Genomic DNA, 20,035 nt, shown 5'->3' on the forward strand with positions numbered 1-20,035 from the left:
CTTGTCGGTTTACTTCTTCGCTACTTCCACTGCATCGGTTCGCACCGCCCGCATGATTGGATTCGCTCCTACAACTGTTGTGAGCTTGCCGGGCTCAGCAGGGTCTACATACAGCCGCTGACCGAAAGTCAGTGCGGTAGTTATTCCGTACAGGTCCGTGTGCTTGACGTGCCCAGACGTTTTAATACGCCCAATCTCATCTGGGTAGAAGTCTTGCAGGGTGATACCGGCAAACATGCTGGGGTCATCCGTAGCCGTCATCTTGCGAATGTTGCGGATGCTCGCATCGTAGACTGTGGCCATCCCCATTCGGATGCCTGACAGGCCATTGTTTTTAGCCTTGCCTTCCTCACCGATGATCAGTGGACGGTAGCGACCACCAATGTTGTAGGCCGTCGCTGACGCCAAGCTGCCGAGCACAGCGTTTATCGCAGCCAGGATCGCCGCGTTATCCTGATTCGTGTAGTCCTGATTAAATACGATGGTGCGGCTTGTCGCGCCATCAATAAGAACGTTCAGGGTTTTGTTTACGGTAGTGCAATTGCCGAGCCGCTTGCCAAGACTGGTGATGTTACCGACCGAAGGAGAGCCAACCTTCTCGCCGGAGATATCCGCCCAGCCGTACGCGTAACCCGGAATACCTGGGCAACCGTCAAGCGAATAGCTCTCTTTGCCGAAAATGACTGGCACCGCATCACCGCTAACTGCCATCTTAGAATCCAAGCCGTCAGTGGCGCTCTGTATTTTCAGAGCGCGCCCAAACTCAAAAATTTCAAAGACCATTGGAGACGTGTCCACGCCAGTTACTGAAATCTCGCAATGGTTCGCAGGCTGGTAATCCAAGGTGTTAGGCATCCATGGGTTAGGCCAGTAATACAGATCACCGATGGCCGAGGCGCCGCGCATCGTTAAGGAGTCGGACTGACCACTACCAAGTGGCTGGATCCATAGAGCCTTACCGCCCTCCTGCGTAGTGACGTACTCGACTTCATCAAGCTCAATCACTACGGGCTTGCTGAAGTTGATGTTGGTGTGAACATAGAAAGCCGATGTTGGGCTTATCAGCTTCGTGCGGCGCATGATGATGTGCTGGCCGCTGGATGCACCGTAACCCCAAGCATGCAAAGAGTCCCAAACCTTAACCCCAGCCGGGAGACTGTCTTGATACGCTTGTGCACCTTTGTTCCCTCGGTGCTCAAGCACGCAATTAATAATCTCGATCAACCCGTCACGGAAAGCACCACCTGTCTCGCAGTGAATCGGGTACCGACCGTTTTCAATTACTATCCATACGTTCTCAATGCGGTGGTTCTTGTTGACGTAAAGAATTTGAATACCTGACAGCAATACTGGGTCAGTATCGTCCGGCGCTCTGTGGTGGATTTTTGCGGGCTTAACCCCACCACCAACAAGACTCACGTAGTCATTGAGGATGACATTGAAGGTGTCCTCATCACGATTCATGATGATTCTGACTGGGTTGGTCAGACTGGCGCTCGCCGACGCAGCATTGGCCTCTACCAGCGTGGCAAAGTCACCGCCAAATTCAGCAACGGTGATGTAGCGCTCAGGGCCGCGCACTGGGATCTTGCTCACCGCCGCATTAATCTGAATTGCGATGAGTTCATCAGCCGGTACCCGGCCCGCAGGCAAGTTTGCAAGGGTGAACTTCATCGACGCAATTGTGATTGAGCGCAGGTAGGCTGCAGCTACTGCAGCACCGCCAATCTGGTACGTCGGGGCGATTGCGATGTCAGCAGCAGTGATCACGTAGTCGAAAGTTTTGGTGATAACCGAACCGTCTTGCGACACACGCAGATTGGCGACAGCTACGTTTACGCTGCTGGCCCCACGCTTAACTTGCGCCACGGTATTACCTGGCGGACAGTCCGATGTGAAGTTGGCGGTAGCGTTGAACATCGCCGTCACACGGATTGTTGTCCCGGCCAGCTTGACGCCGTCAATCGCGAAGAATGGCGAGACGTAAGCGGTACGACCAGACGCTCCGCTAGGGATACTAAGACCAATAAAGTTTCCGTTTGCATCATTGATACGGGCGGACCCGCCGAGAGCCTCGCCATTCCAGGCGTACAGATTCCCGTCCATGCGCTGGCCCGATGTCGGTGTGTTAGCCGCAATCTGCTTTGCCAAAGGATCGAGTCGGCCGCGCAGCTGAAAGTCAGAGAGTGTTTCGTTGCCTTTCGGTTGGCTCACTGCTTTCCAGAAAACCGAACTGATAACGGCTTGTCGATCAGCCGCAGTCGTGCTTACACCGGGTCGCAGAACTGGACAGACATCACTATCGCCTGCCTGAATGGTGTACGTAAGCGACTTATGAATTAGGGCGCCAACTTGAGTCAGGCTATGGGTTTCAGGAATGACGGTTACAGCTGAACCCGCGCGCATTACCTGCATGACCAAGTAGGTCATCTGCGTGTCGGCGACGAAATTTAACGTTGCGTCGTAGTAAACATCGACTGCAATTCTCGTCCCGATCAGCTCAGCAATCCGATCCTGTAAGCCAAGCTCTACGCGCACGTAGGAGCTATCACCTGTCTGTCCTGCAGGGATTTTAACGCCGATATTTCGGCCATAGCTGCCGACGACCAATACACCGCCGTTAAATGCCTGCCCAAAAGTAGCGACGGAACTAAAAATGTTCCCCGACGTAAGCCTGGTGGACTCAATGGCGTTCGCGCTCGGGTAGCGCTTCATCTCCAAGGCTGCGCCCGCGTTATTTTTGTATTCAATGATGTAGTCATTGTCACTGGGGGCGAGCACGGTGAAGGACTGACCAGGGACCGTGTCTCTTAACCCTTCAGCAATGTCGGCTTTCCGGCCGATATTCAGGTTGAATGTGTCGCGAGCCGCCTCAGCCTCAAGCTTTGCCGCGATAGATATCTGAGCCTCAGATTCAGATCGGGCGGCTTCAGACGCAGATCGACCTGCTTCTAGCTCAGAGCGTCCAGCTTCAGACTCCGAGCGGTCTGCTTGCTGCTCTGAGCGCTGCGCTGCCTCAATCGCAGGAATTGCCAGGGACGCATCCTCCATCCACTTCAGGCTTTTCCGCTCACGGCCAAGTCGATCCGTGTATTCGTACGCCTCTCCATTCAAAAGCTTGTCGAGATTCTCGGCGTTATCACTTAAGTCTTTTGCCGCCGTGGAGCCGATTGGGTTGCCGGTGTTGTTGGCCATGTTAATGCTTCTCGCAGACACGCCTTCGGCACTGCTATCAAGGCAGTGCTTAGGTCGTGAGTGTTGATAGTTCCGGCGAGTTGCCGGCGGATATGCGTGAGGGCGTGTAGCTGCGCCGCTATTCGGTCTGCTCAGGCCACTTCTGATTCATGGCCCTGTCGAAGATATCTGCATCGAGGATGTAGTCCGGAATTTCCAATATCAGATCTCGCTCAACTAACGGTCGCTTGAATAACCTGAGCTGGGCGCTGAATTTCCACATATCCACACCAACCAAAATAGGGCCGCTGTAGATGCTGGCGAACTGCGCCTGGTAGTTTTCAAAACCGAGCGGTGTCAGGAGTGGGCATTCAAACGGCAACGTTCCAGACAGTAGGATGTACTCCCACCAGCCTTCAAACAGCCTCGCCTCGGGCGGTGTCAACAACCAGGTCACGGTCGCTACGGTCGGCGTACTGGTGTAAGCCCTGCGCTGAATGGTGCGCCCAGTGACAAACGTGGAACTGGTCATAGGGCTGACAGGATCAAAGCCATACCCCTCGCGCTGCGGGGTTGGCAGGCCTTCAGGGTAGGCAAGCATAGTTAGCTAATCCTTTATCAGTCCGGCGCCGTGGCGTGGTCGTAGGTGTATACGCGGGCGTCATAGGGCATCCCCTTCATAGAGACATTCCCATTAGATGGGTCTGCTGAGGTCACCAGAACGGGGTAAGCCCATTTGTTATCCGGGCCAAACAAGAGGTGCGGCAACTGCACGGTAAAACTGATGTCGGGAACGAAGTCCAGGTCCTCAATCATGACGTGAAAGGCATCGACCTGAGTGGCTGGATATGGACCGGACAGCGTACCGTCAAGGCGCCGGACGCCAATCTTATGAGCACCGCCCGCAGACCAATCCAGTGGTTCCGACGATTCAAGAATCAACCCACCAACAATTGGCTGTACGCCTAACAACAAGGCGCTCTGGCAAAGTCCCGGCGTATCGCTGGCCACCGCACAAAAGCTCAGGTAGCCAGAGTTACGCCCGGAAAGTTCGGTGGACCAGGTGTAGGTGTCCGATCTGAACAGTTGATGCCCCCGTCGGCGCATACCCCATCGATAAGCACGATCTCGGTCAGTAACCCCGGGCAGCTTGATCTTCTCCACCTTCAGCCCAAGGTCGTTTGGCCAGCGACACTCGACAGTCTCCCAAGCCCAGCTCTTGCTCGAATAGAACTCAACGTCCACGCCATCGAAGTCGTTGATAGAGTTGAGCGGTCCGCTGATTTTGAGCATCTCGGTCATGTTCTGCGGGGAGTACGTCTGAGTCTTCGGCCCATACTCGCGCTCGAACACTGCGCGCGGCACATCGCGTACGGGCTTGATCAGGCCATTGGCGATCGTCAATTCCGCCCAGCCGCAAGCTAGCGCATTGTTCAGGCACTCTTTGGTGGTGCTCGATCCATCAATCGTCTCATCGTAGAACTGGCCATCCGCTACGCAGTCAGCATGCAGCTGGTCGAACTCTTCAAGATCGATATCGGCGTCGGTGTAGCCCTGCGACTTCAGTACGTTCAGTACCCACGGCACGATGTCGCGAGTAGCTCCAGGCGCTTGCCAAGCGCCGCCGCTGCGCAATGGCAGAATGCGGGTAGCCTCTGCACTGACTTGGCTTTCCGATTGCGCTGAAAGTCGATCCGCGCCCCGGATCTTAACCGACATAACGGTCATACCCGGGTAGCTAACAGGACGTACCTGGCGCAGGCCGCGCAAGCCGTACCACATCATATCGTCGTTGATCTCGTCCGAGTTTGCGCCGCCCGCCTTGGGCAAGCGTTTGATACGGCATTCCGGGGTCATCGGGTACGGCAGTTCGTGCCGGAACGTAAAGCCTTGAGCATCACGCGAGAACCCACTGACAGATTTCGGCAGTACGGTCCAAGCACCTGCCACATCCATGTCCCGATACTCAAACTGATGGGATGAATAAATAGCGTACATATCCCCTTTCTTACCAAGACCGATTAGGCCGTTGGCAGCGAACACCGAGTACTCGATGGCGGTGACCTTTTCCCCGACCGGGCTGCAGACGAAAGGCCCACGGTACCCGCCCTGCATGCTTGAAGGGTCAAGGTTGATCAGACTGTTGACGCTTTCCAGATAGTCAAACCCGGACCAATCTTCATCTACAGAGCCCTCCGAAGTCAGGCGTTCGACCTCGATGATCGAACTACCAAAAGCGGTAATGCGGTACCGCAATCCTCTCGGACCGATGCACGCCAGCCCAGATCCCAGAGCAAGCCCATTTGCAGGCGAGCCGCCTTCATAGTTCAGAGTCATCTGCGCAGACTGCTCGGGCGTGCCACTGCTGGCCGCTGTGCCGGTAGCGCTAATAGGGTTTCCGCCGAAAATGGTCGTGTCCGTCGAGGTCAACGGCAGACCCGTAAAAGTGGACGCTTCCGTGATCAGCAGTCGACTCAGCGAGACGCTGGCAATGAATGGCGCAGCCCCCTTGGCAACATTAAAAGCTGACACTAGGCCCGCAAGATCAGTTGTCGCTGTGTTCAGAGTAACGGGATATGCCGTCTCGCCTCTGCTGATGGTGAGCGACAGCGGCGTTACATCAAAGTCGTAGCGCTCCGGCGCACTTGAGCCGCGTATCGTTGAAGCGGTTCCCGCACTCGGCGGTACTGCAGGTGCATAGGGCGTATAGCTGTTGACGATGTAGAGCCCACCGTTGGCCCCGACCACCTCGATTGTCATCCCAGCCACAGGATTGAGCATCGCCAGTGGGCCCTGGACAATATCTCGCCCCGCACCACCATCAACGACCGTGTATTCGTAGTAAGCCAGCGCCCGAACCACCAAGCCGCTGGCCCAGTCGGCGGGGAAAGAACCGGCCCCCGCAGGAATCGAAATAGTCTCCCCGTTGAACTGGTAAGCCGAAGCCCGCGCCGATGGCGTGATGCTGTTCGACACAGTCAGTTGCAAGCCGGCCGAGCCGCTTGAGCTCGCGCCAACCTCGGGCACGTTGTACCAAAGCATGGACGCACTATCACCCGACACGTCTGCGCCTGGCGGGTAGATCACCACGCTGGCATCAGCTCCTAGCGAGATAAGTGGCGTTTCACCCACCTTGATCTTGGTGAGTGGAATGTCCAAGTCGCCCGCCGAGACATAGAGCAGCATCTCGATCCACTGCTCCCTCGGCGCCACAAACCAGGTACGCGGCTCGGCCAAGTAAGACGGATAGACCTTCTGGTGGCCGGCGATCTGGCGAATGGTGTCGCCAAGCTTCACCTTGTTGCCCTTGGCGCTGGCCTCTGTTAGCGGGTTGCCCTGGACAGTCGAGCTCGAAGGCATACCCGGCATCTTGGGCATCATCATCTTCATCACTGCTTTCGCGCCCGTGAACAAGGCGTAGGTGATGCTGAACGGGTCAGTCCCTTTGGGTTCACGCCAGATCTGTACATGATCTGAAGGCTTGAACTTGACCTTGTGCCACAGCCGCGAATCGATCAACTCGTCATTCAGCGCAATGCTGATGGGCGGTGACTCCATGCGCTGATAACTGGAAGACTGCTCGATGAGCCATTGTTCCAGCGTCATACGGCGATCAGTCTTGTACGTGGCCAGCGGCGCCGAGGCGGCCATCTTGTTCGGGAAAAATTCGATCACGGTAGAAGACCACCCTTGGAAAGTCAGTTTCAAATTCGCGGACAGTGCGCAGTCGTGCACCACCAGGGTTGGTGTCCAGCACCTTGAGTCGGCCATCGGCCTCAACCACTACACCGACGTGCAGGCAGAGCGCGCCCCGGAACACCGCCGCAATGGCGCCGACTTCGGGCGAGCACACCTCCATGCCCTGCTTCAAGTCGTTGTAAGCGTGAGTGTTCTCGCGCAGGCGATCCTTGCCCACCGCGCCCAAGCTGGGCAGCAGCGGCAAACCCAGCAGTTGATGGCGCGCCGCAATGCACAGCCCCCAACAATCGAAGGCAACAGGGCCCCGGCCGCCATCCCTGTAAGGGGCGGATAAGTATTTTTTGAGCATGGTTAGATGTACGTCAGGCCAGGGGCGACCAGCGTTGTCAGCTTGTCACGGGGGTAGCCAGTGTTCAGCAGATCGAAGAATCCACAAGAAAACTTGGCCGTGTTGTTGGCGTACTCACGATCGAGCACCGTGAGCTGATACACCGAGGTCGGGTAACTCAAATCACTCAGGAGGTACTCACGGTGGGTCATAAGAATCCGCTTCCCGGCCACCTTGTACGCCTCGACGACCTTCTGAACATCGCCCTTGGTGTTATCCAGTTCGATGTTCAGGCTCTGGTACCCGCTGCTGTCGCTCTTGGGTAGAGCGGCGTTCATGGCCATAGCTGAGAAGACCAGAATGCGGCCATCCTCTGTGCCGCACTCCCAGTCATCGAAGCCCTCAGCGAACAGCATCGAGGTTGTCTCACCCTCCCCGCGAGCCTCGACGGTCTTGATGATCTGGTCACCGCCCGAGGCATAGCATTGTTCGATTGGATTCATTTACCACCCCCTATCCGGCATTACGTCGAAGCCCGTAAACAGACTCCATCGTGTCTGATGCTTCGTTGCCGCCCGCACGGATCTGCGCAGCAAACAGGTTCAGATACTCAGTGCCATCGGAGTTTCGTCCGCGCTCCGTCTGACCTGCTTTGCTTGGGTTTTCGATGAGGTTTACGGTAAGACCTTTCCCGCCTGACGCCCCGCCTTGCGCGACCTGCTCCAGCGTACGATCCAACTTTGCACTGGTCTGAGCAGTAGTAACCCGCTCACCCTTTTGCAGCAACCAGGTGCCAGTTTCCGGTACCGCATCGATGCCGTCGTGCGCCATACCGGCCACAGAGCCGATCATCCCCATGAAACTGCCCGCTGCACCCAGGGCAGAAGCCGCAGCCGCCGGCGCCGCAAACGGGCCAACGATAGGAATGGCTGCCGTCGAGGTGAAGGCGTTCAGAGCAGCCATAGCTACCTGAGCCGTACCCCACTGAATCAGCATCTTCAGCGCCGAACTAGCGAACGTCGCGGCCATATCTGAGAAGGACAGCTTGCCGGTGGTCACGAAGTTGTACAGCGCGTCATTCATGCCAGAGAAGGCATCGGTGAACATGTCCTTGGTCTGGCCGGAAATATCTCGACTCTGATCTAGATAGTTGTTCCAGGCATCGCCTACACCATCCATCCAGTTACTCTGGGCGGCATCGAGCTGGTTGTAATAGTCCTGCTGGATCACCATTCGCTCGGCGAGCGCCTCGCTGAGTAGCTCGGTTTCCTGCTTGTACAGCTCCTGGCTGATATCGCCGGCATTGCGCTGTTTGAACAGGTCAGAGACCTGCTTGTCATGCTCCTGCTGGATTTCCAGATCAGCCTGGAGACGCTCTTTGAGCTTATCGCCGGAGCCAGCTCCGGACAGTTCAATTTTGAAGCCCTGGCTGATCGTTTGATTGGTGTCTTTCAGGGTTGCCCCGAATGCAGCCAGCTTGGCGGCGTCTTCATTGGCCTGTTTCAGCTGTTTCAGGCTGTCCAGTTCGACAGCCAGACCTTCAAGGCGCTTTTGCTGCAGGGCATTGATGCCTACCAACTTGCCGCTTTCAATCTCAAACTGCAGCTTGGCTACTTCCGCGGCATTTTTACGCGCATCAGTGGTGGTATTGATCAGCTCGATTTGACGCTGATAATCCTCTTCCGTAGACGCGAATTTCTTCTGCACCTCGGAAATCGACTTGGTGTCAGCTTTCTGCATTTTGAGACTGGCATTAACCTTGTCGATCGCAGCAGCGTGTTTGAGCGCTTCTTTTTCAGACTCTGGATCCAGCTTGAGAATGCCAGCGGAAAGCTGCGCCCGCAGTTTTTCAACCTCGGTCAGCTTACCTGCGACGACAGATTGTTTTTTCAGACTATCCAGATAGCTCTGGCCCGCTTTGTCGCTGGCAAATCGCACACCATTCAGCTCTGCCTGAGTTTTCTGGATGGCACCTTTGAGCGCCTCTACCCGCTCGCCTGCCTGGTCCAGCGGCAAAGCAAAAGGTACGTCGCCACCCGAGTCAGCACCCGACTGCAGGCGGTCGTACACCTCCTCTGCGCTTTTTAGCTCCGTCTGAAGGCCATCAAGAGTACCGCTCAGTTGTTCAAACGAACGCTTTCCCAGATCATCAGGCAACATCCCTTTAACAGCACGACGAATGCGCGTAGACGCATCATCAAATGCGTTTGCAGCCTTGCTTGTACCTTCTTCAGCTTTGTCGCCAAAGTCCAAAAACGAATAGGCGATAAGGCCCACAGTGATAATCAGGCCGGGCCAGCCAGCAGCCAGAGAAAGCAAGGTGCGGCCTGCTTTTGCAGCTATCGCAAAAGCTGCGCCAAGAGCAGTGCTACTGGCGGCCCATGCGGCCATTGTTGATGTTGCGGCCACTTGTGCTACGGCCAGTTGACCATTGACCACGGCAAGCGCTTCAGTCGCAACGGTACGTTGTGCCAGGGATGCAGTGACGGCCGCAGAACCGGCAATGGTGGTTGCCGTCAACTGCGCCTCGGCGGCGGTAAGCTGCCGAATGATCGCCGTTTCTGCCAAGCGCAGTTCAGCCATTCGGGCGACAGATTGTTGCCGGCCAATATCGGAAATTTGCGCACGCAGGCGTTGCTGCTCGAGCTCAAGTTCGGCCACTAATGACTGGCGAACAGTTTGCAGACGGGCCAAAGCAGCCGTCTGCACCTGGCGCGACGCCATTACCGAGGCTTCAGCGCTGGCAACAGAACTTCGCGCCCGCGCCAAATCTGCAACAACACCTGCCTTTACAGCCTCAAGCCTGCGCAGTTCGCCCGCAGTGGCAACAGAATTTGCCAGTGCAAGCTCGGAGGATGCCTTGATGTTGACGCCCATTGCATAAGCGTTGCTGATCAGTGCTCCCGCCGTTCTACCCAAAACAACTAGCAGTCCGGCTTCCAAAATCCGGGTAAAGGTTTGAAGTTTTCCAGAGTCCAGGGCCGCAGATAAATCCAGCACTGCCGTCACAAAAGCCCGGGAAACACCCAAGGTGTTGTCCAGCGTACCGATAGCCCGTGTGGCGCTGTTTTCAAGAACAGTAAATGCACCGCTGATGGTAGTTTGCGCCCGGGCAAACTGATCATCAATGGACTGGGTTTGGCTGAGAATGGCCCGAAACAGCTTTTCGGACGTAATTGACCCGGTTTCGCCGAGTTTTCTCAGGTCACCAACTGCAACCCCCAGGCCGTCAGCAATTGAGCGGGCCAGCCCGGGCGCTTGCTCGAGTACCGAGTTCAGCTCTTGCCCACGCAATACGCCAGAAGCAAAGGCTTGCCCAAGCTGGACCAGTGCCCCCGCTGCGGCACCGGCTGACACGCCGCTGGCCGACATTGCCTTACTGATGGACTCAGTAACCCGGATCATTTCCGTCTGGCTCACGCCCAAAGCGCCAGTGGTCGAAGCGATTCGTTGGTAGAGCTCTGCCGTAGGCTCAAGCGCCGCCTGGGATCGCTGCGCCACCTCAAAAACCTCTTGAGAGACCTTGGCCAGCTCTTGCTGGCTTACGGTCACTTGCTTGAGCCGGTTTTGAACAGAAGTCCATGTTTCGGCGTAGGCAATAAGTTCGCGTGTGCCCAGGTACCCAACAGCAGCCACACCAATTGATTTAAGCGAGCTGACAATCTGGCTGCTCGCGCTTTGGGTCGACCGCTCGATTTGGCCCATGCGGTTTGTTGCCGTTCGGGCGGCGCGATCCATTCCCTGTTCAAAACCGCCAATACGCGCAATGAGATCGAGCGTCAGGGTTCCAAGTGAGCGCGAGGCCATTTAATTTTCTCCAGGCGAAAAAAAACCCGCCGGAGCGGGCCATACTTCAACAACGAATCAAAAAGTGATCGCCATCAACTTCTTCCATGTACCACCATCAGTTGTAGCCATGAATTTTCGGCCATCCTTCAAGTAAGCAGCAAAAGCTACTTCCTTCTTGTTGCCGCCAAGCAACATCCCGCCAATTGCCCCGATCGGGCCCAGCAAAACGGCCCCTGCCACACCCCAGCCGGCTGTGCCTGCAAGTTTCTTGACCTTTTCCTCATCGAGTAACTCGGTTCTCTCAAGCTCTAGCCCAAGGTTGATGGTCTCTCCTTTCCAAGGATGATCCTTGGTGCTTGCCCGGGTCAGAATTGACGTCCCAAACATGCCTGAATACTGCCAGGCACCTTTATCAATATCACCAGCTTCAACTTTAACTGTCGCCATACGTCCTCCTTGATTGATGGCTTAACAATAGCACCAGCTAATGAGACGCAGGCCATAGCTTACGGATTAACCAGAGTTACCACAGAGAATAAACGGGAGAAAAAAGGACCCAAGCGCATGCCACTCACTGCCACGTAGCCATAGCCTCTTCCAGACTGATCGTTGCCTGAGCCTGGCTGTAAACCATGAAATCGCTCAGTTCCATTTTCCCGCCAGCTACCCTGCTGGTCAGATGGGTTAGCAGCGCAAAATGACGTTCCAGGCGCCGGTTTTGATCGAGAGTGCCGTACTTTTCCCGGTAAGCGATCCAGTCCAGCACTTCGCGGTGAGTCAGCCGCTCCTTGGCTTCGGCAATGGTGCTGCCTCCGATGCGGTTCAGCACCAGTTCGTGCCAGAACTCATCGGAGGCGCTTAGTTTTTTGCCTGATCCTTCCCGGTGCCGTTGGCTTCATTGACTGCGGTGAGGATGGCAAAGCCCAGGGAAGACTCCAGGCTGAAGGCGTCTTCGTAGCTAAGCGCTTCAGCACCCTCTTCACCCAGGAACACGCTGGCCGCGATGTATTTGGCGTTGCGGCTTTGCTCGGCTTCGCCCGGGGCAAACAGGCGTTCGATGACACCGAACGACTGGCGGCGGATATGCACGTTGAATTTATCAGTCACGTCCTTGCCGGTGGCCGGGTCGGCGTGGACCCAGGTGACTTCTTTTTTAACCAGCGCGCCGTCGACGATGCCGCCTTTGGCTTTGAGTTGCTTGAGGTTCATGGAAAGCCCTTAGATTGTTTTGCGAATCCAGGCGAGACCGCCGGAACGCTGAATGGAAACGGTCGAGGCAACCACTGCGTTTGCCGCGAAAGAGAACGGGAAATCGGCCACATAACCCTCAAAGGCACACCAGGTGCGCGTTTTCGGGAACTCAAAGTCATCACCCGCCTCATTCAAGGTCGGCGGTGCTTCCCCATCGGCCCAACCAATGGCCCACTTGATATTGTCTTCACCATCCGCTTCCGACAGCTGATGCATGCGGACGTGGCTTGCATTGGTGGGGTCGGCGTTGAGGCCAATGGATGCCTGACCGGGCGTGCGCAAACCCTTCTTGTAACGGCGATCTTTATCGCTGAGGCAGGTGTCTTCAATCTGGTCTGCCGGTGAGCCCGCCGGGTCAAAGGTGGTGATGCACTCCACCTCCATGACGGTCAGCGGGCCGGTACCGGGCGCAGCCGGCACGAGGATGTAGGCCTGCGTGCCCTGTGTGAGAACGGACATGGGTGTCTCCTTTAAACGAAAAAACCCGCTCAAGGCGGGCTGGGGGGGCGGTGTTGGTTTAGCGCGGTACCAACCAATCCACATCGAAGCTGTAGCGGTAAGTCTTGGTGGCCGGGTCGTGTGAGTCGCCGCCCCAGCGCGCAATATTGGCCTTGAGTTCAATAGCGTTTCTGATGGCTTTGGCAACGTCACGGGCCTGTGTCACGGAGAGCCCATAAACATCGATTTGCAGACTGTAACCGTCGATGTCCGGGCGGTGAGCCAGATAATTTTCAGGATTGCCGCCGACCGTTTGCCACACCACATAGGGCTTGGCGACTCCTCCGGGCGCTTCGCCAAAGGGATAGATGCGCACGGGCGAAACGCCCAGCAAGGCCGTTACCGCCGGGTCGGCGGCGCACACGGCGAATATCGGCGCGTACATCAGCGAGCCCCCAGCAAAACGTTGATTTCAGTGTTCAGCACCGCGACAAAGCGATCGGTGACCGCCTGCACGTTGCTGGAAAAGGCCGGGCGCATAAACGGCACCGCCGGGTTGTGCTCGGTACCGAGCTCGATGTAACGCCAGTGCCGGGTGTCGCCACCTGGGTTGCCGGAGGCGTCCTTGCTGTGCTGATTGGAGCCCGAACCGCCGCGCACGCCGACCCGCATCACCACCCCGCCTTCGCGCTTGGACTGCTTGCTCGACTCCTGGGTGATGAGGTTGCGGAACACCTTCTCTTTGGTGGCCGGATCATCGATGGCCTTGGCATTGGCTTTCGCGGCGTCACGCACGATGTTCATCGCCGCCCGCGCCGCTTTGCGCAGACCTTTCTTTTGCAGCCGTGGGCCCAGGGTGCGCATTTTGTCGACCACTCCATTGAGCCCTTGGATATTGAACTGCATTCCGTCAGCCATCATTCACCCCCGTAGCGACAACAAGGGTCAGGTACTCCAGGCCCGAGTTTCTGTCCGGGAGTGGCTGACCGATGATTGTGAAGATTTGCCCGCGATGCAGGATGCGCATGGTTGACAGCACGCCCGGGCGATAGCGGATGGTGATACGCCCGCTGGCCTGGGACTGGCTGGCTTGCGCTGCAATCAGGTCGCGGGCACTGAGTGGGTCGACAGCAGCCCAGACTCGCGCAAAATCGACCCAGGCTGTTGCCATCTCGCCTGTGGCCGGGTCTTGCTGTGCGATTTGGAGCTGGATGACGACCGGGTGTCGCAGATCTCCCGCTCTCATGGCTCAGGCTCATTTCTGGCCGGGCCAGTGAAGTTGCGAGACGACCACAGCAGAGACTCGACGCCGAGCGGCACCTTGTCCGCCGTAGTGCCCACAACAACCGCTTCGCGGACGGCGTAGGAGTTGCCAAGCAGCAATAGCAGCGCTGATTTGAATGATGCGGGTATATCGCTGGCTTGAAGAAATGCAGGGTTGTCGCAGAACCATAAGGCCCAGGCCAAAGCAGACTCGGCATACAGCTCGATCAGGTCGTCGTCCTCTTGGTGATCGACCCGCAGGTGCTTGCGCATCAGCTCAATCGACAGCAGATCCGCGACGGTGATGGTCATTTTTTCGAGCCTTTCTTCTCAAGGTCGACCGGAGTTGTGGGCTCTGGCTCTGGCTCTGGCTCTGGCTCTGGCTCTGGCTTCAGGATTGGATCGGCCTGGACCTCCTCTGCCAAGCCCATTCCGATCAATGCTTCTGCATATTCGTCTTTAACCACTCGCACCTCGAACTGGTTGAAGCTGCCAGCGTGATAGTGCGAAAACTGACGCAGTGCGCGAATTTTGGTCATTGCGGTACCGGGGCAGTTGCCTGCCCCGCCTCGATAATCAGCCGCCTGCAGCTGGAGTGAAGGTGCCTTTGATGATCGCGGTTGGACGGTAGTGAGCCAGGGCCAAACGCTCTTCACATAGGATGGTCAGCATGTTTTTGACGAAGTTGTCGCGGTCCTGATTGCTGACCTCGACCGTGGCGTCCATGCGATCCCATACCTGCGAAGCGAGATCAAAACCGCCCACGGTGAAGGTGCCCAGCGCCTGGGCCTTGGTGGCCACCACCGGCAGGCCCCACATGACCTTCGCCGCAAATGCAGCTGGGCCACCGAAGATGTAACGGCCATCCGCGTCTTTCAGCAGCGCAATGGCGTGCCAGTCACGGGGGTTAAGGATCAAGCCAGAGGCTTCAAACTCGGACTCGCTGGTCTGGAAGATCGCATGGGCAATCTGGTCGGCGCGGGTATCGCCCTCGACATCCAGGCCTGCATCGTAGGCCGTGGCCACCTTGTTCAGGCCAATCAGGTTGTCGCCAGTGCCGTCACCGTTGAGCAGTTGGCCTTCTTCAACAAGCGCCAAACCAAACAGCAGCCGGTTGTTGACGTAGGACTCCAGCATCGGCGCGTCATCCATCACCTGGCGCGATGCCTGAATCCAATGCGCGATGGTTTTGACGTTGGCGGTTTCTTTGGTGAAGGTCAGTTGAGATTCAGGCTTCAGAGTGCCTTCGGCCACCGATGCGGCGCTGTTGACGAAGACGTTTTCACGAACGTACTCGATAGCATTGGACGTGGTGCGGCCCTGGGCCAACAGGTCACGGATGGTCAGGCGGCGCAGGCCGGGCATCAGGATGCCAGGATTTTGCTGCGCCTGAATCAACGTACCGGCAGAGCCTGCGCCACTGCCCAAAGCCTTGTTGAAGGTCTTCACGTCAACTTTCCCGGAGGTCGAGCCGTTCCAAGACTTCTTGAGGTCTTCAGCGGTGCGCTCGGCAAAGGACTTTTTGGTCTCAGGGTTGTCCAGGCTGCCAGCCGCCAGTTTCTGCTCCAGATCAAACAACCGGGTGCTGGATTTGGTCAGATCAGCCTGGACGGTCTGCAGGTCGGTTTGCAGTTTTTTGCTGATCTCGCCGGTGGCGGCGATCTCTTTTTTCTGCGCATCGAACAGTTGGGTCATGTTCGTTTGCGCGGTTTCGATTGCCTTTTGGATATCAGCCAATTCGGACATGAATTAGTTTCCTACAGATGGGAAGGACTTGATGCGATCAAGGATCGCGTTGATTTCGCCACCTTCGGAGTCGCTCCGAACTGCGGACTTGATGCGGGCGATAAACGCCAACGCTTCCGACTTGGAGAGCCCGGCGGAATCTCTCAGCCAGTTCTCCGCATCACGGATGGTTTCAATGGTGTCCATGCTCTTGAGCGCCGATACCGTGGCGTGCTCATTCGCGGGGAAGGTGCAAATGCTGATTTCGCTCAACCGGGAGACGTTTTTGAACGAGTAGCCGGTCGCAATAGGCGCGCAGTCATCTTTGGCCGCCGAGAACCCCACCGACATGCCGCCCACGGTGCCGTGGATCATTGCCGCCTTGAGGGCGTCCGACTGCGGGTTGCCGGGGGTCAGCTCACCCCGGACATGCAGGCCCGTGCTGTCCTCCGACAAATCCAGCCACTTGCCCACCGGGATTTCATTGCGCCGGTGGTTGAAGAACATAGCCACGGCCCGGGATTGGGTTTTCAGTGCCGCAGCAAAGGCGCCCGGCTCGATAATGTCGCCGTCGCTATCGACCACGCTGAAGACGCTGGCATAGCCTTCAAAAATGCCCTGGGCGCCGCCGCTGGAAAACTTGATTGCGGCCTGATCGAAGGCCAGTGTTTTGCAAATGCTCGGCATTTCAGTCTCCAGAAAAACTAAACCCCGCTGGGTGCGGGGTTCGTTTTGCCAAGTTGGGTAAGCGGCACGTTCTGAGACTGCCGGGTTGCGACGTCGCCGCCGGGGAGTGGCGGACGGTTATCAACGCGCCGGCCCTCGTTCACCGTGAGCAGGCCCGTGTCGATTTTGGTCTTCATGTAATTGGCCCGTGCCGTCGAGTCACCGCTCAACAATCCGTCGCGGTTGTGCTCGGCGTGGATGCGGCCCAAGTCCGCGGGCTTGATCAGCCAGCGCAAAATGCTGGTTTCCCAGATTTCGAGGTACGGGTCCAGGGTGTACTGCAGGAAACCGAGGTTCTGCTGCTCGATGCCGGAGCCCCAACTAGTGGATTTTTCGACATCGCCCACCAGGTGCGGCGGTACGCCGAAGAAACGGGCCAGTTCGCTGACCTGAAACTTGCGCGCTGCCATGGTTTCGGCGTCCTGCGGGCTGACGCCGATGGCCTGGGTGGTGAACCCCGCCTCCAGCACCCACAGGCGCTTTTTGACCGGGCCGCCGGAGATCTCCTTGAAGTTTTCCTCAAGCTGGTCGCGCTGGGTCTTGTTGAGCGTCTTGCCGTCGCCGGTCATTAGGATCTGCGGGGACTTCGCACCATTGGCATAGAAGTCGCGCTGCTGATCCTCCATCGCCACCGCGACACCGACTGTTTTGGCGCCGAAGGCAATCGGGGAAAGCCCCACCAGCCCGTTAAAGCCAAAGCCCTTGAGGTGGAATATCTCCGACTGTTTGAAGTCAGCGTATTCACTGTCACGGCGGTAGCGGTAAACGACCCGCTTGCCTTCAAGTCGCACGTCCATATTGACTGACATCAGCGGCACCAAGCTGATGATATCGCCCACGCTGTTGCGCTCGATCAGCGCGTAGGCGTTGCCGTAATAGCAAAGCTGCATGGTCATGGCGGCGCGAAAGTCGAAGGCGGTCATAAACTGGTTGGGGCTGTAGCGCAGCAAGCGTGCCAGCGGATTATCAAAGCCGACCTTGGAGCGGTCCTCACCCTTGGTTTCAAACACGTCCAGCGGCAGGCAGGCCGTCACGCTGGAGATCAGCCGCACGCAGGCGAACACGGTGGAGATTTGCAACGAGCGTTCATCGTTGACGACTGAGTCGCCCACAACGCCGGTAGCGGATACAGGCCCGGTCTGAGAGCCCTTCTCGGGAGAGACCAGACGCCCACCAACGAAGAAGCTCGCCATACGCGCCCAGAAAGGACTGCGGGTGCGCAGGTCAATGCTGTAGTCGGTGTCTGCCATTACATACTCATTGGTCGATTAAGGAAGTCATCGATGTTTGCCGAGGGCATGGGATTCAGTGACAACAGCGTCACCGCGTTAAACGTGGCCATCAGCGGGTCGATCTTGGCCGAGCCTGACGCCTGCTTTGTGATCAGGATCGAGTTGCCCCTAGGCTCGACTTTGGCGTTGCCGCAGCACCAGGCCATCATCGGCTGGCCGCCATGGATCAAGGTGCCTTCGGCCAGCTTGCGTTCGGCGGTTTTGATCGCGCCGCCCAGCTTCCAGCCCTGAGAGATACCAATGACCTTTTCTTCGGGTACACCGGCTTCGACTAGGGCATCGAGAATCGCGCCAATACCCGCCGGATCGAGCCCGACTTTGTCCAGTAAGCCAGCTTGCTCAACTCGGGCGACCAGACTGGCCACCTGCTCCACGTCCTGACCAATCTGCTCGACCAGGGTGAGGTTTTTGTCTTTGGCGAAGTCGTGGAAGTTGGCCGCAACGGATTGGCGGCGGACCAGCACCGAGGGGTGAGCCCAGGCGTGGGTCCACAGCAACCACTCGCGGGTCGCCCGGTGCCGGCCAACAGCCGCAAAACCTAGCAAGTCATCCAGACCGCCGCCATCAATGCCGATATCGATTACTTCGCACTGGCGCAGCAGGTCATCGAAGCTCAAGCCCGGACGTTTGCCCTGCACTTCCCAAAAGTCTGCACCGGCCCAGCGCTCGGACAGCAGCGCCAAACCGACTTCGATATTGGCGTGCTTGGCCAAAAAGCCGCGCAGCTCTTCTTCGCCTGCTTCTTGCGCCATTTTGAAACTGCGCAGCAGGAAAGCTTCGTCCACCGAGAACCCCATGTTCGGGTTCACCAGGTGGAAGTTTTCGATCAGGCGGGCTTCGCCACTTTTAATCATCGCCTGCGGAAACTCGTAGATCACCGGCAGGAACTGGTTGTCATCGATACGCCCGTCGCGCACGGCGCGGGAGTACTTGAGCTTTTCGCGGAACACACCGGCAGGCGGCTCGTTGGACTGCGTGGTCAGCCAGATCACAAAGCCTTCAGGCCGAGACGCCAGACCGCCCGTGGCTTCGCGGATGATGTCAGGCGCCTTAACGTTCTTGCCAAACAGCCAGGCCTCGTCGATCAACACGCCCACGGCCTTTTTGCCGCCCACCGTGTCGCCATCGGCGGCCACCACCTTGAGCGTGGCGCCGGTTTCGCGGTGGGTGATGGTGCGCAGGTGCGGCTGGACGTGCATCAGGTCGCGCAACTCCTCATCGTGCTTGACCATATCGGCCGCAGGCTTGAACGAGTTGTCGGCAATTTCCTTGGTCGGGGCCAGGATGATGAACTCGGCCGACATACGCCAATTACGGATCAATGCGGTGAGCATGATCCCGGCAGCAATGGTCGACTTGGAGTTCTTCTTCGGAATACACAGCATGTATTCCGAAATCATCCGGCGCCCGGTGTTGTAATCGTAGGCGCCGAAGATCGCCCCGGCGAAGTCGAACACCCACTCGGCGCAGGACTCGCCAATGGTCGGGCTACCCGGGGCGTCCACGATCTTCAGTTCGCGCAATACGGCCAGACCCGCTTCGGCCTCTTGTGGAAACAGAGGGCGCGGGATAATCGACTGCCCCAGGCGCAGTTTCTGCTCCCAGTCCGGGCAGGCGGTCGTCCATTGCATTTACTTGACCGCCTTCAATGGTGGTGGGCTTGAGCCGAAGCGCCCTGCCCCGGCAACCTTCGCCGCGTTTTCGCGCTCAGTCTTCTTGCCGGTCTCGCCTTTGCGCGGGTGCATAAAGGGCATCAGTGCTTTGGCAGCATCAACCCGCAGCTTTTTTTCCGTTTCGTGATCATTCATGGCTGCCAACAGGAAGGCCTTCGGGTCGGAGTAGGACAAGACCTTGCTCAAATCGAAGCCCGGGCTGTCGTCGGGCTCGGCTGTTTGCGACGCCTCGACAGCCGGTTGTTGCGCTGCTGGAGCTTTAACAATTTTGTTAACTTTTTTGTTAAAGGTTGTCCCGGCCATTGCAGCCATGACGTAAGGGTCTTTTGCCAGCCGCGATCCGGCAGCCGATGCGCTGGACGCCGCGTAGCCTGCGGCGATGGCTGCGTCCTTGTTTGAGGCACCGCCCCGCAAAGCGTCGACGAATGCCCGCTTCTTGGGTGTTAAAGCCATTAACAAAAATTCCTGAAAAGGGGAAAAAATGTGCGCGTGCGGGGATGGGTGGTCTAGGAGCAAAAGACCTCTGGAGTTTTACCCCCCCCCTCCCGACAAACGAGAAAGATTCGCATTTATTCAAATGAGAATTAATATCATTTGAATAAATGCGAACGAATCGCAACAACTGCTAATGCGATTTATTCCCATCCGCTTATTTTTAATTATTTTGCTTGTTTACC

The 20,035-nt window shown here is 57.3% G+C and carries 20 protein-coding genes; all 20 read right to left on the bottom strand.

The genetic code is table 11. The features are described from left to right. Window positions 1–9: 9 nt before the first annotated feature. Window positions 10–3,195, bottom strand: coding sequence for a hypothetical protein (locus tag U5A05_RS13005; RefSeq protein ID WP_321833213.1), 3,186 nt, complete (start codon window positions 3,193–3,195; stop codon window positions 10–12). Between the two features lie 118 nt (window positions 3,196–3,313). Beyond that, on the bottom strand, window positions 3,314–3,775 hold the full coding sequence (locus U5A05_RS13010; RefSeq protein ID WP_321833215.1) for a hypothetical protein: 462 nt from the start codon (window positions 3,773–3,775) through the stop codon (window positions 3,314–3,316). 17 nt (window positions 3,776–3,792) lie between these two features. Continuing rightward, on the bottom strand, window positions 3,793–6,849 hold the full coding sequence (locus tag U5A05_RS13015) for a host specificity factor TipJ family phage tail protein (protein WP_321833216.1): 3,057 nt from the start codon (window positions 6,847–6,849) through the stop codon (window positions 3,793–3,795). Next, window positions 6,788–7,222, bottom strand: coding sequence for a hypothetical protein (locus U5A05_RS13020; RefSeq protein ID WP_321833217.1), 435 nt, complete (start codon window positions 7,220–7,222; stop codon window positions 6,788–6,790). Before U5A05_RS13020 ends, U5A05_RS13015 begins: the two co-directional genes overlap by 62 nt. A gap of 2 nt (window positions 7,223–7,224) precedes the next feature. Continuing rightward, on the bottom strand, window positions 7,225–7,704 hold the full coding sequence (locus U5A05_RS13025) for a DUF1833 family protein (protein WP_321833219.1): 480 nt from the start codon (window positions 7,702–7,704) through the stop codon (window positions 7,225–7,227). Between the two features lie 10 nt (window positions 7,705–7,714). Beyond that, the gene (locus U5A05_RS13030; RefSeq protein WP_321833221.1) at window positions 7,715–11,008 is read right to left on the bottom strand and encodes a phage tail tape measure protein; all 3,294 of its coding nucleotides are present in this window, start codon (window positions 11,006–11,008) and stop codon (window positions 7,715–7,717) included. Window positions 11,009–11,065: 57 nt separating this feature from the next. Continuing rightward, window positions 11,066–11,437, bottom strand: a complete 372-nt coding sequence (locus U5A05_RS13035) for a hypothetical protein (RefSeq protein ID WP_127196279.1) — start codon at window positions 11,435–11,437, stop codon at window positions 11,066–11,068. Window positions 11,438–11,561: 124 nt separating this feature from the next. Further along, window positions 11,562–11,819, bottom strand: a complete 258-nt coding sequence (locus U5A05_RS13040; RefSeq protein ID WP_086797694.1) for a phage tail assembly protein T — start codon at window positions 11,817–11,819, stop codon at window positions 11,562–11,564. Window positions 11,820–11,848: 29 nt separating this feature from the next. Next, the gene (locus U5A05_RS13045) at window positions 11,849–12,199 is read right to left on the bottom strand and encodes a phage tail assembly chaperone family protein, TAC (RefSeq protein ID WP_019822894.1); all 351 of its coding nucleotides are present in this window, start codon (window positions 12,197–12,199) and stop codon (window positions 11,849–11,851) included. Window positions 12,200–12,208: 9 nt separating this feature from the next. After that, complete coding sequence (locus tag U5A05_RS13050) at window positions 12,209–12,700, bottom strand: phage tail tube protein (protein WP_321833224.1); 492 nt, start codon at window positions 12,698–12,700, stop codon at window positions 12,209–12,211. Between the two features lie 58 nt (window positions 12,701–12,758). Beyond that, window positions 12,759–13,124 carry a DUF3168 domain-containing protein gene (locus U5A05_RS13055; protein ID WP_321833226.1) on the bottom strand — a complete coding sequence of 122 codons (366 nt, stop codon included), beginning with the start codon at window positions 13,122–13,124 and terminating at the stop codon, window positions 12,759–12,761. Continuing rightward, window positions 13,124–13,597, bottom strand: coding sequence for an HK97-gp10 family putative phage morphogenesis protein (locus U5A05_RS13060; protein ID WP_321836509.1), 474 nt, complete (start codon window positions 13,595–13,597; stop codon window positions 13,124–13,126). Before U5A05_RS13060 ends, U5A05_RS13055 begins: the two co-directional genes overlap by 1 nt. After that, window positions 13,590–13,925: a phage head closure protein gene (locus tag U5A05_RS13065; RefSeq protein WP_321833227.1), complete on the bottom strand. Its 336-nt coding sequence runs from the start codon at window positions 13,923–13,925 to the stop codon at window positions 13,590–13,592. The genes U5A05_RS13060 and U5A05_RS13065 overlap by 8 nt, the downstream gene beginning before the upstream one ends. Further along, complete coding sequence (locus tag U5A05_RS13070) at window positions 13,922–14,254, bottom strand: head-tail connector protein (protein ID WP_321833229.1); 333 nt, start codon at window positions 14,252–14,254, stop codon at window positions 13,922–13,924. Before U5A05_RS13070 ends, U5A05_RS13065 begins: the two co-directional genes overlap by 4 nt. Beyond that, entirely contained in the window at window positions 14,251–14,481 is a 231-nt protein-coding gene (locus U5A05_RS13075; protein ID WP_321833230.1) for a hypothetical protein, read from the bottom strand. The genes U5A05_RS13070 and U5A05_RS13075 overlap by 4 nt, the downstream gene beginning before the upstream one ends. 37 nt (window positions 14,482–14,518) lie before the next feature. Beyond that, complete coding sequence (locus U5A05_RS13080) at window positions 14,519–15,688, bottom strand: phage major capsid protein (RefSeq protein WP_019829235.1); 1,170 nt, start codon at window positions 15,686–15,688, stop codon at window positions 14,519–14,521. A gap of 3 nt (window positions 15,689–15,691) precedes the next feature. After that, on the bottom strand, window positions 15,692–16,354 hold the full coding sequence (locus tag U5A05_RS13085; RefSeq protein ID WP_321833232.1) for an HK97 family phage prohead protease: 663 nt from the start codon (window positions 16,352–16,354) through the stop codon (window positions 15,692–15,694). 17 nt (window positions 16,355–16,371) lie between these two features. Beyond that, window positions 16,372–17,643 (bottom strand): phage portal protein, encoded by a 1,272-nt coding sequence (locus tag U5A05_RS13090; RefSeq protein WP_321833234.1) that lies wholly within the window; start codon window positions 17,641–17,643, stop codon window positions 16,372–16,374. Continuing rightward, complete coding sequence (locus tag U5A05_RS13095) at window positions 17,643–19,316, bottom strand: terminase large subunit (protein ID WP_321833235.1); 1,674 nt, start codon at window positions 19,314–19,316, stop codon at window positions 17,643–17,645. The genes U5A05_RS13090 and U5A05_RS13095 overlap by 1 nt, the downstream gene beginning before the upstream one ends. Further along, window positions 19,317–19,811 carry a terminase small subunit gene (locus U5A05_RS13100; protein WP_321836510.1) on the bottom strand — a complete coding sequence of 165 codons (495 nt, stop codon included), beginning with the start codon at window positions 19,809–19,811 and terminating at the stop codon, window positions 19,317–19,319. Between the last annotated feature and the right edge of the window lie 224 nt (window positions 19,812–20,035).

This window comes from Pseudomonas kulmbachensis, from assembly GCF_963681935.1.
GTDB classification, from domain to species: Bacteria; Pseudomonadota; Gammaproteobacteria; order Pseudomonadales; family Pseudomonadaceae; genus Aquipseudomonas; species Aquipseudomonas kulmbachensis.

What these genes read in the sequence shown, in the direction of transcription:
- U5A05_RS13005 (WP_321833213.1), bottom strand. Translation starts at nt 3,195, where the DNA reads ATGGCCAACAACACCGGCAACCCAATCGGCTCCACGGCGGCAAAAGAC.
- U5A05_RS13010 (WP_321833215.1), bottom strand. Translation starts at nt 3,775, where the DNA reads ATGCTTGCCTACCCTGAAGGCCTGCCAACCCCGCAGCGCGAGGGGTAT.
- U5A05_RS13020 (WP_321833217.1), bottom strand. Translation starts at nt 7,222, where the DNA reads ATGCTCAAAAAATACTTATCCGCCCCTTACAGGGATGGCGGCCGGGGC.
- U5A05_RS13025 (WP_321833219.1), bottom strand. Translation starts at nt 7,704, where the DNA reads ATGAATCCAATCGAACAATGCTATGCCTCGGGCGGTGACCAGATCATC.
- U5A05_RS13030 (WP_321833221.1), bottom strand. Translation starts at nt 11,008, where the DNA reads ATGGCCTCGCGCTCACTTGGAACCCTGACGCTCGATCTCATTGCGCGT.
- U5A05_RS13035 (WP_127196279.1), bottom strand. Translation starts at nt 11,437, where the DNA reads ATGGCGACAGTTAAAGTTGAAGCTGGTGATATTGATAAAGGTGCCTGG.
- U5A05_RS13045 (WP_019822894.1), bottom strand. Translation starts at nt 12,199, where the DNA reads ATGAACCTCAAGCAACTCAAAGCCAAAGGCGGCATCGTCGACGGCGCG.
- U5A05_RS13050 (WP_321833224.1), bottom strand. Translation starts at nt 12,700, where the DNA reads ATGTCCGTTCTCACACAGGGCACGCAGGCCTACATCCTCGTGCCGGCT.
- U5A05_RS13055 (WP_321833226.1), bottom strand. Translation starts at nt 13,124, where the DNA reads ATGTACGCGCCGATATTCGCCGTGTGCGCCGCCGACCCGGCGGTAACG.
- U5A05_RS13060 (WP_321836509.1), bottom strand. Translation starts at nt 13,597, where the DNA reads ATGGCTGACGGAATGCAGTTCAATATCCAAGGGCTCAATGGAGTGGTC.
- U5A05_RS13065 (WP_321833227.1), bottom strand. Translation starts at nt 13,925, where the DNA reads ATGAGAGCGGGAGATCTGCGACACCCGGTCGTCATCCAGCTCCAAATC.
- U5A05_RS13070 (WP_321833229.1), bottom strand. Translation starts at nt 14,254, where the DNA reads ATGACCATCACCGTCGCGGATCTGCTGTCGATTGAGCTGATGCGCAAG.
- U5A05_RS13075 (WP_321833230.1), bottom strand. Translation starts at nt 14,481, where the DNA reads ATGACCAAAATTCGCGCACTGCGTCAGTTTTCGCACTATCACGCTGGC.
- U5A05_RS13080 (WP_019829235.1), bottom strand. Translation starts at nt 15,688, where the DNA reads ATGTCCGAATTGGCTGATATCCAAAAGGCAATCGAAACCGCGCAAACG.
- U5A05_RS13085 (WP_321833232.1), bottom strand. Translation starts at nt 16,354, where the DNA reads ATGCCGAGCATTTGCAAAACACTGGCCTTCGATCAGGCCGCAATCAAG.
- U5A05_RS13090 (WP_321833234.1), bottom strand. Translation starts at nt 17,643, where the DNA reads ATGGCAGACACCGACTACAGCATTGACCTGCGCACCCGCAGTCCTTTC.
- U5A05_RS13095 (WP_321833235.1), bottom strand. Translation starts at nt 19,316, where the DNA reads ATGCAATGGACGACCGCCTGCCCGGACTGGGAGCAGAAACTGCGCCTG.
- U5A05_RS13100 (WP_321836510.1), bottom strand. Translation starts at nt 19,811, where the DNA reads ATGGCTTTAACACCCAAGAAGCGGGCATTCGTCGACGCTTTGCGGGGC.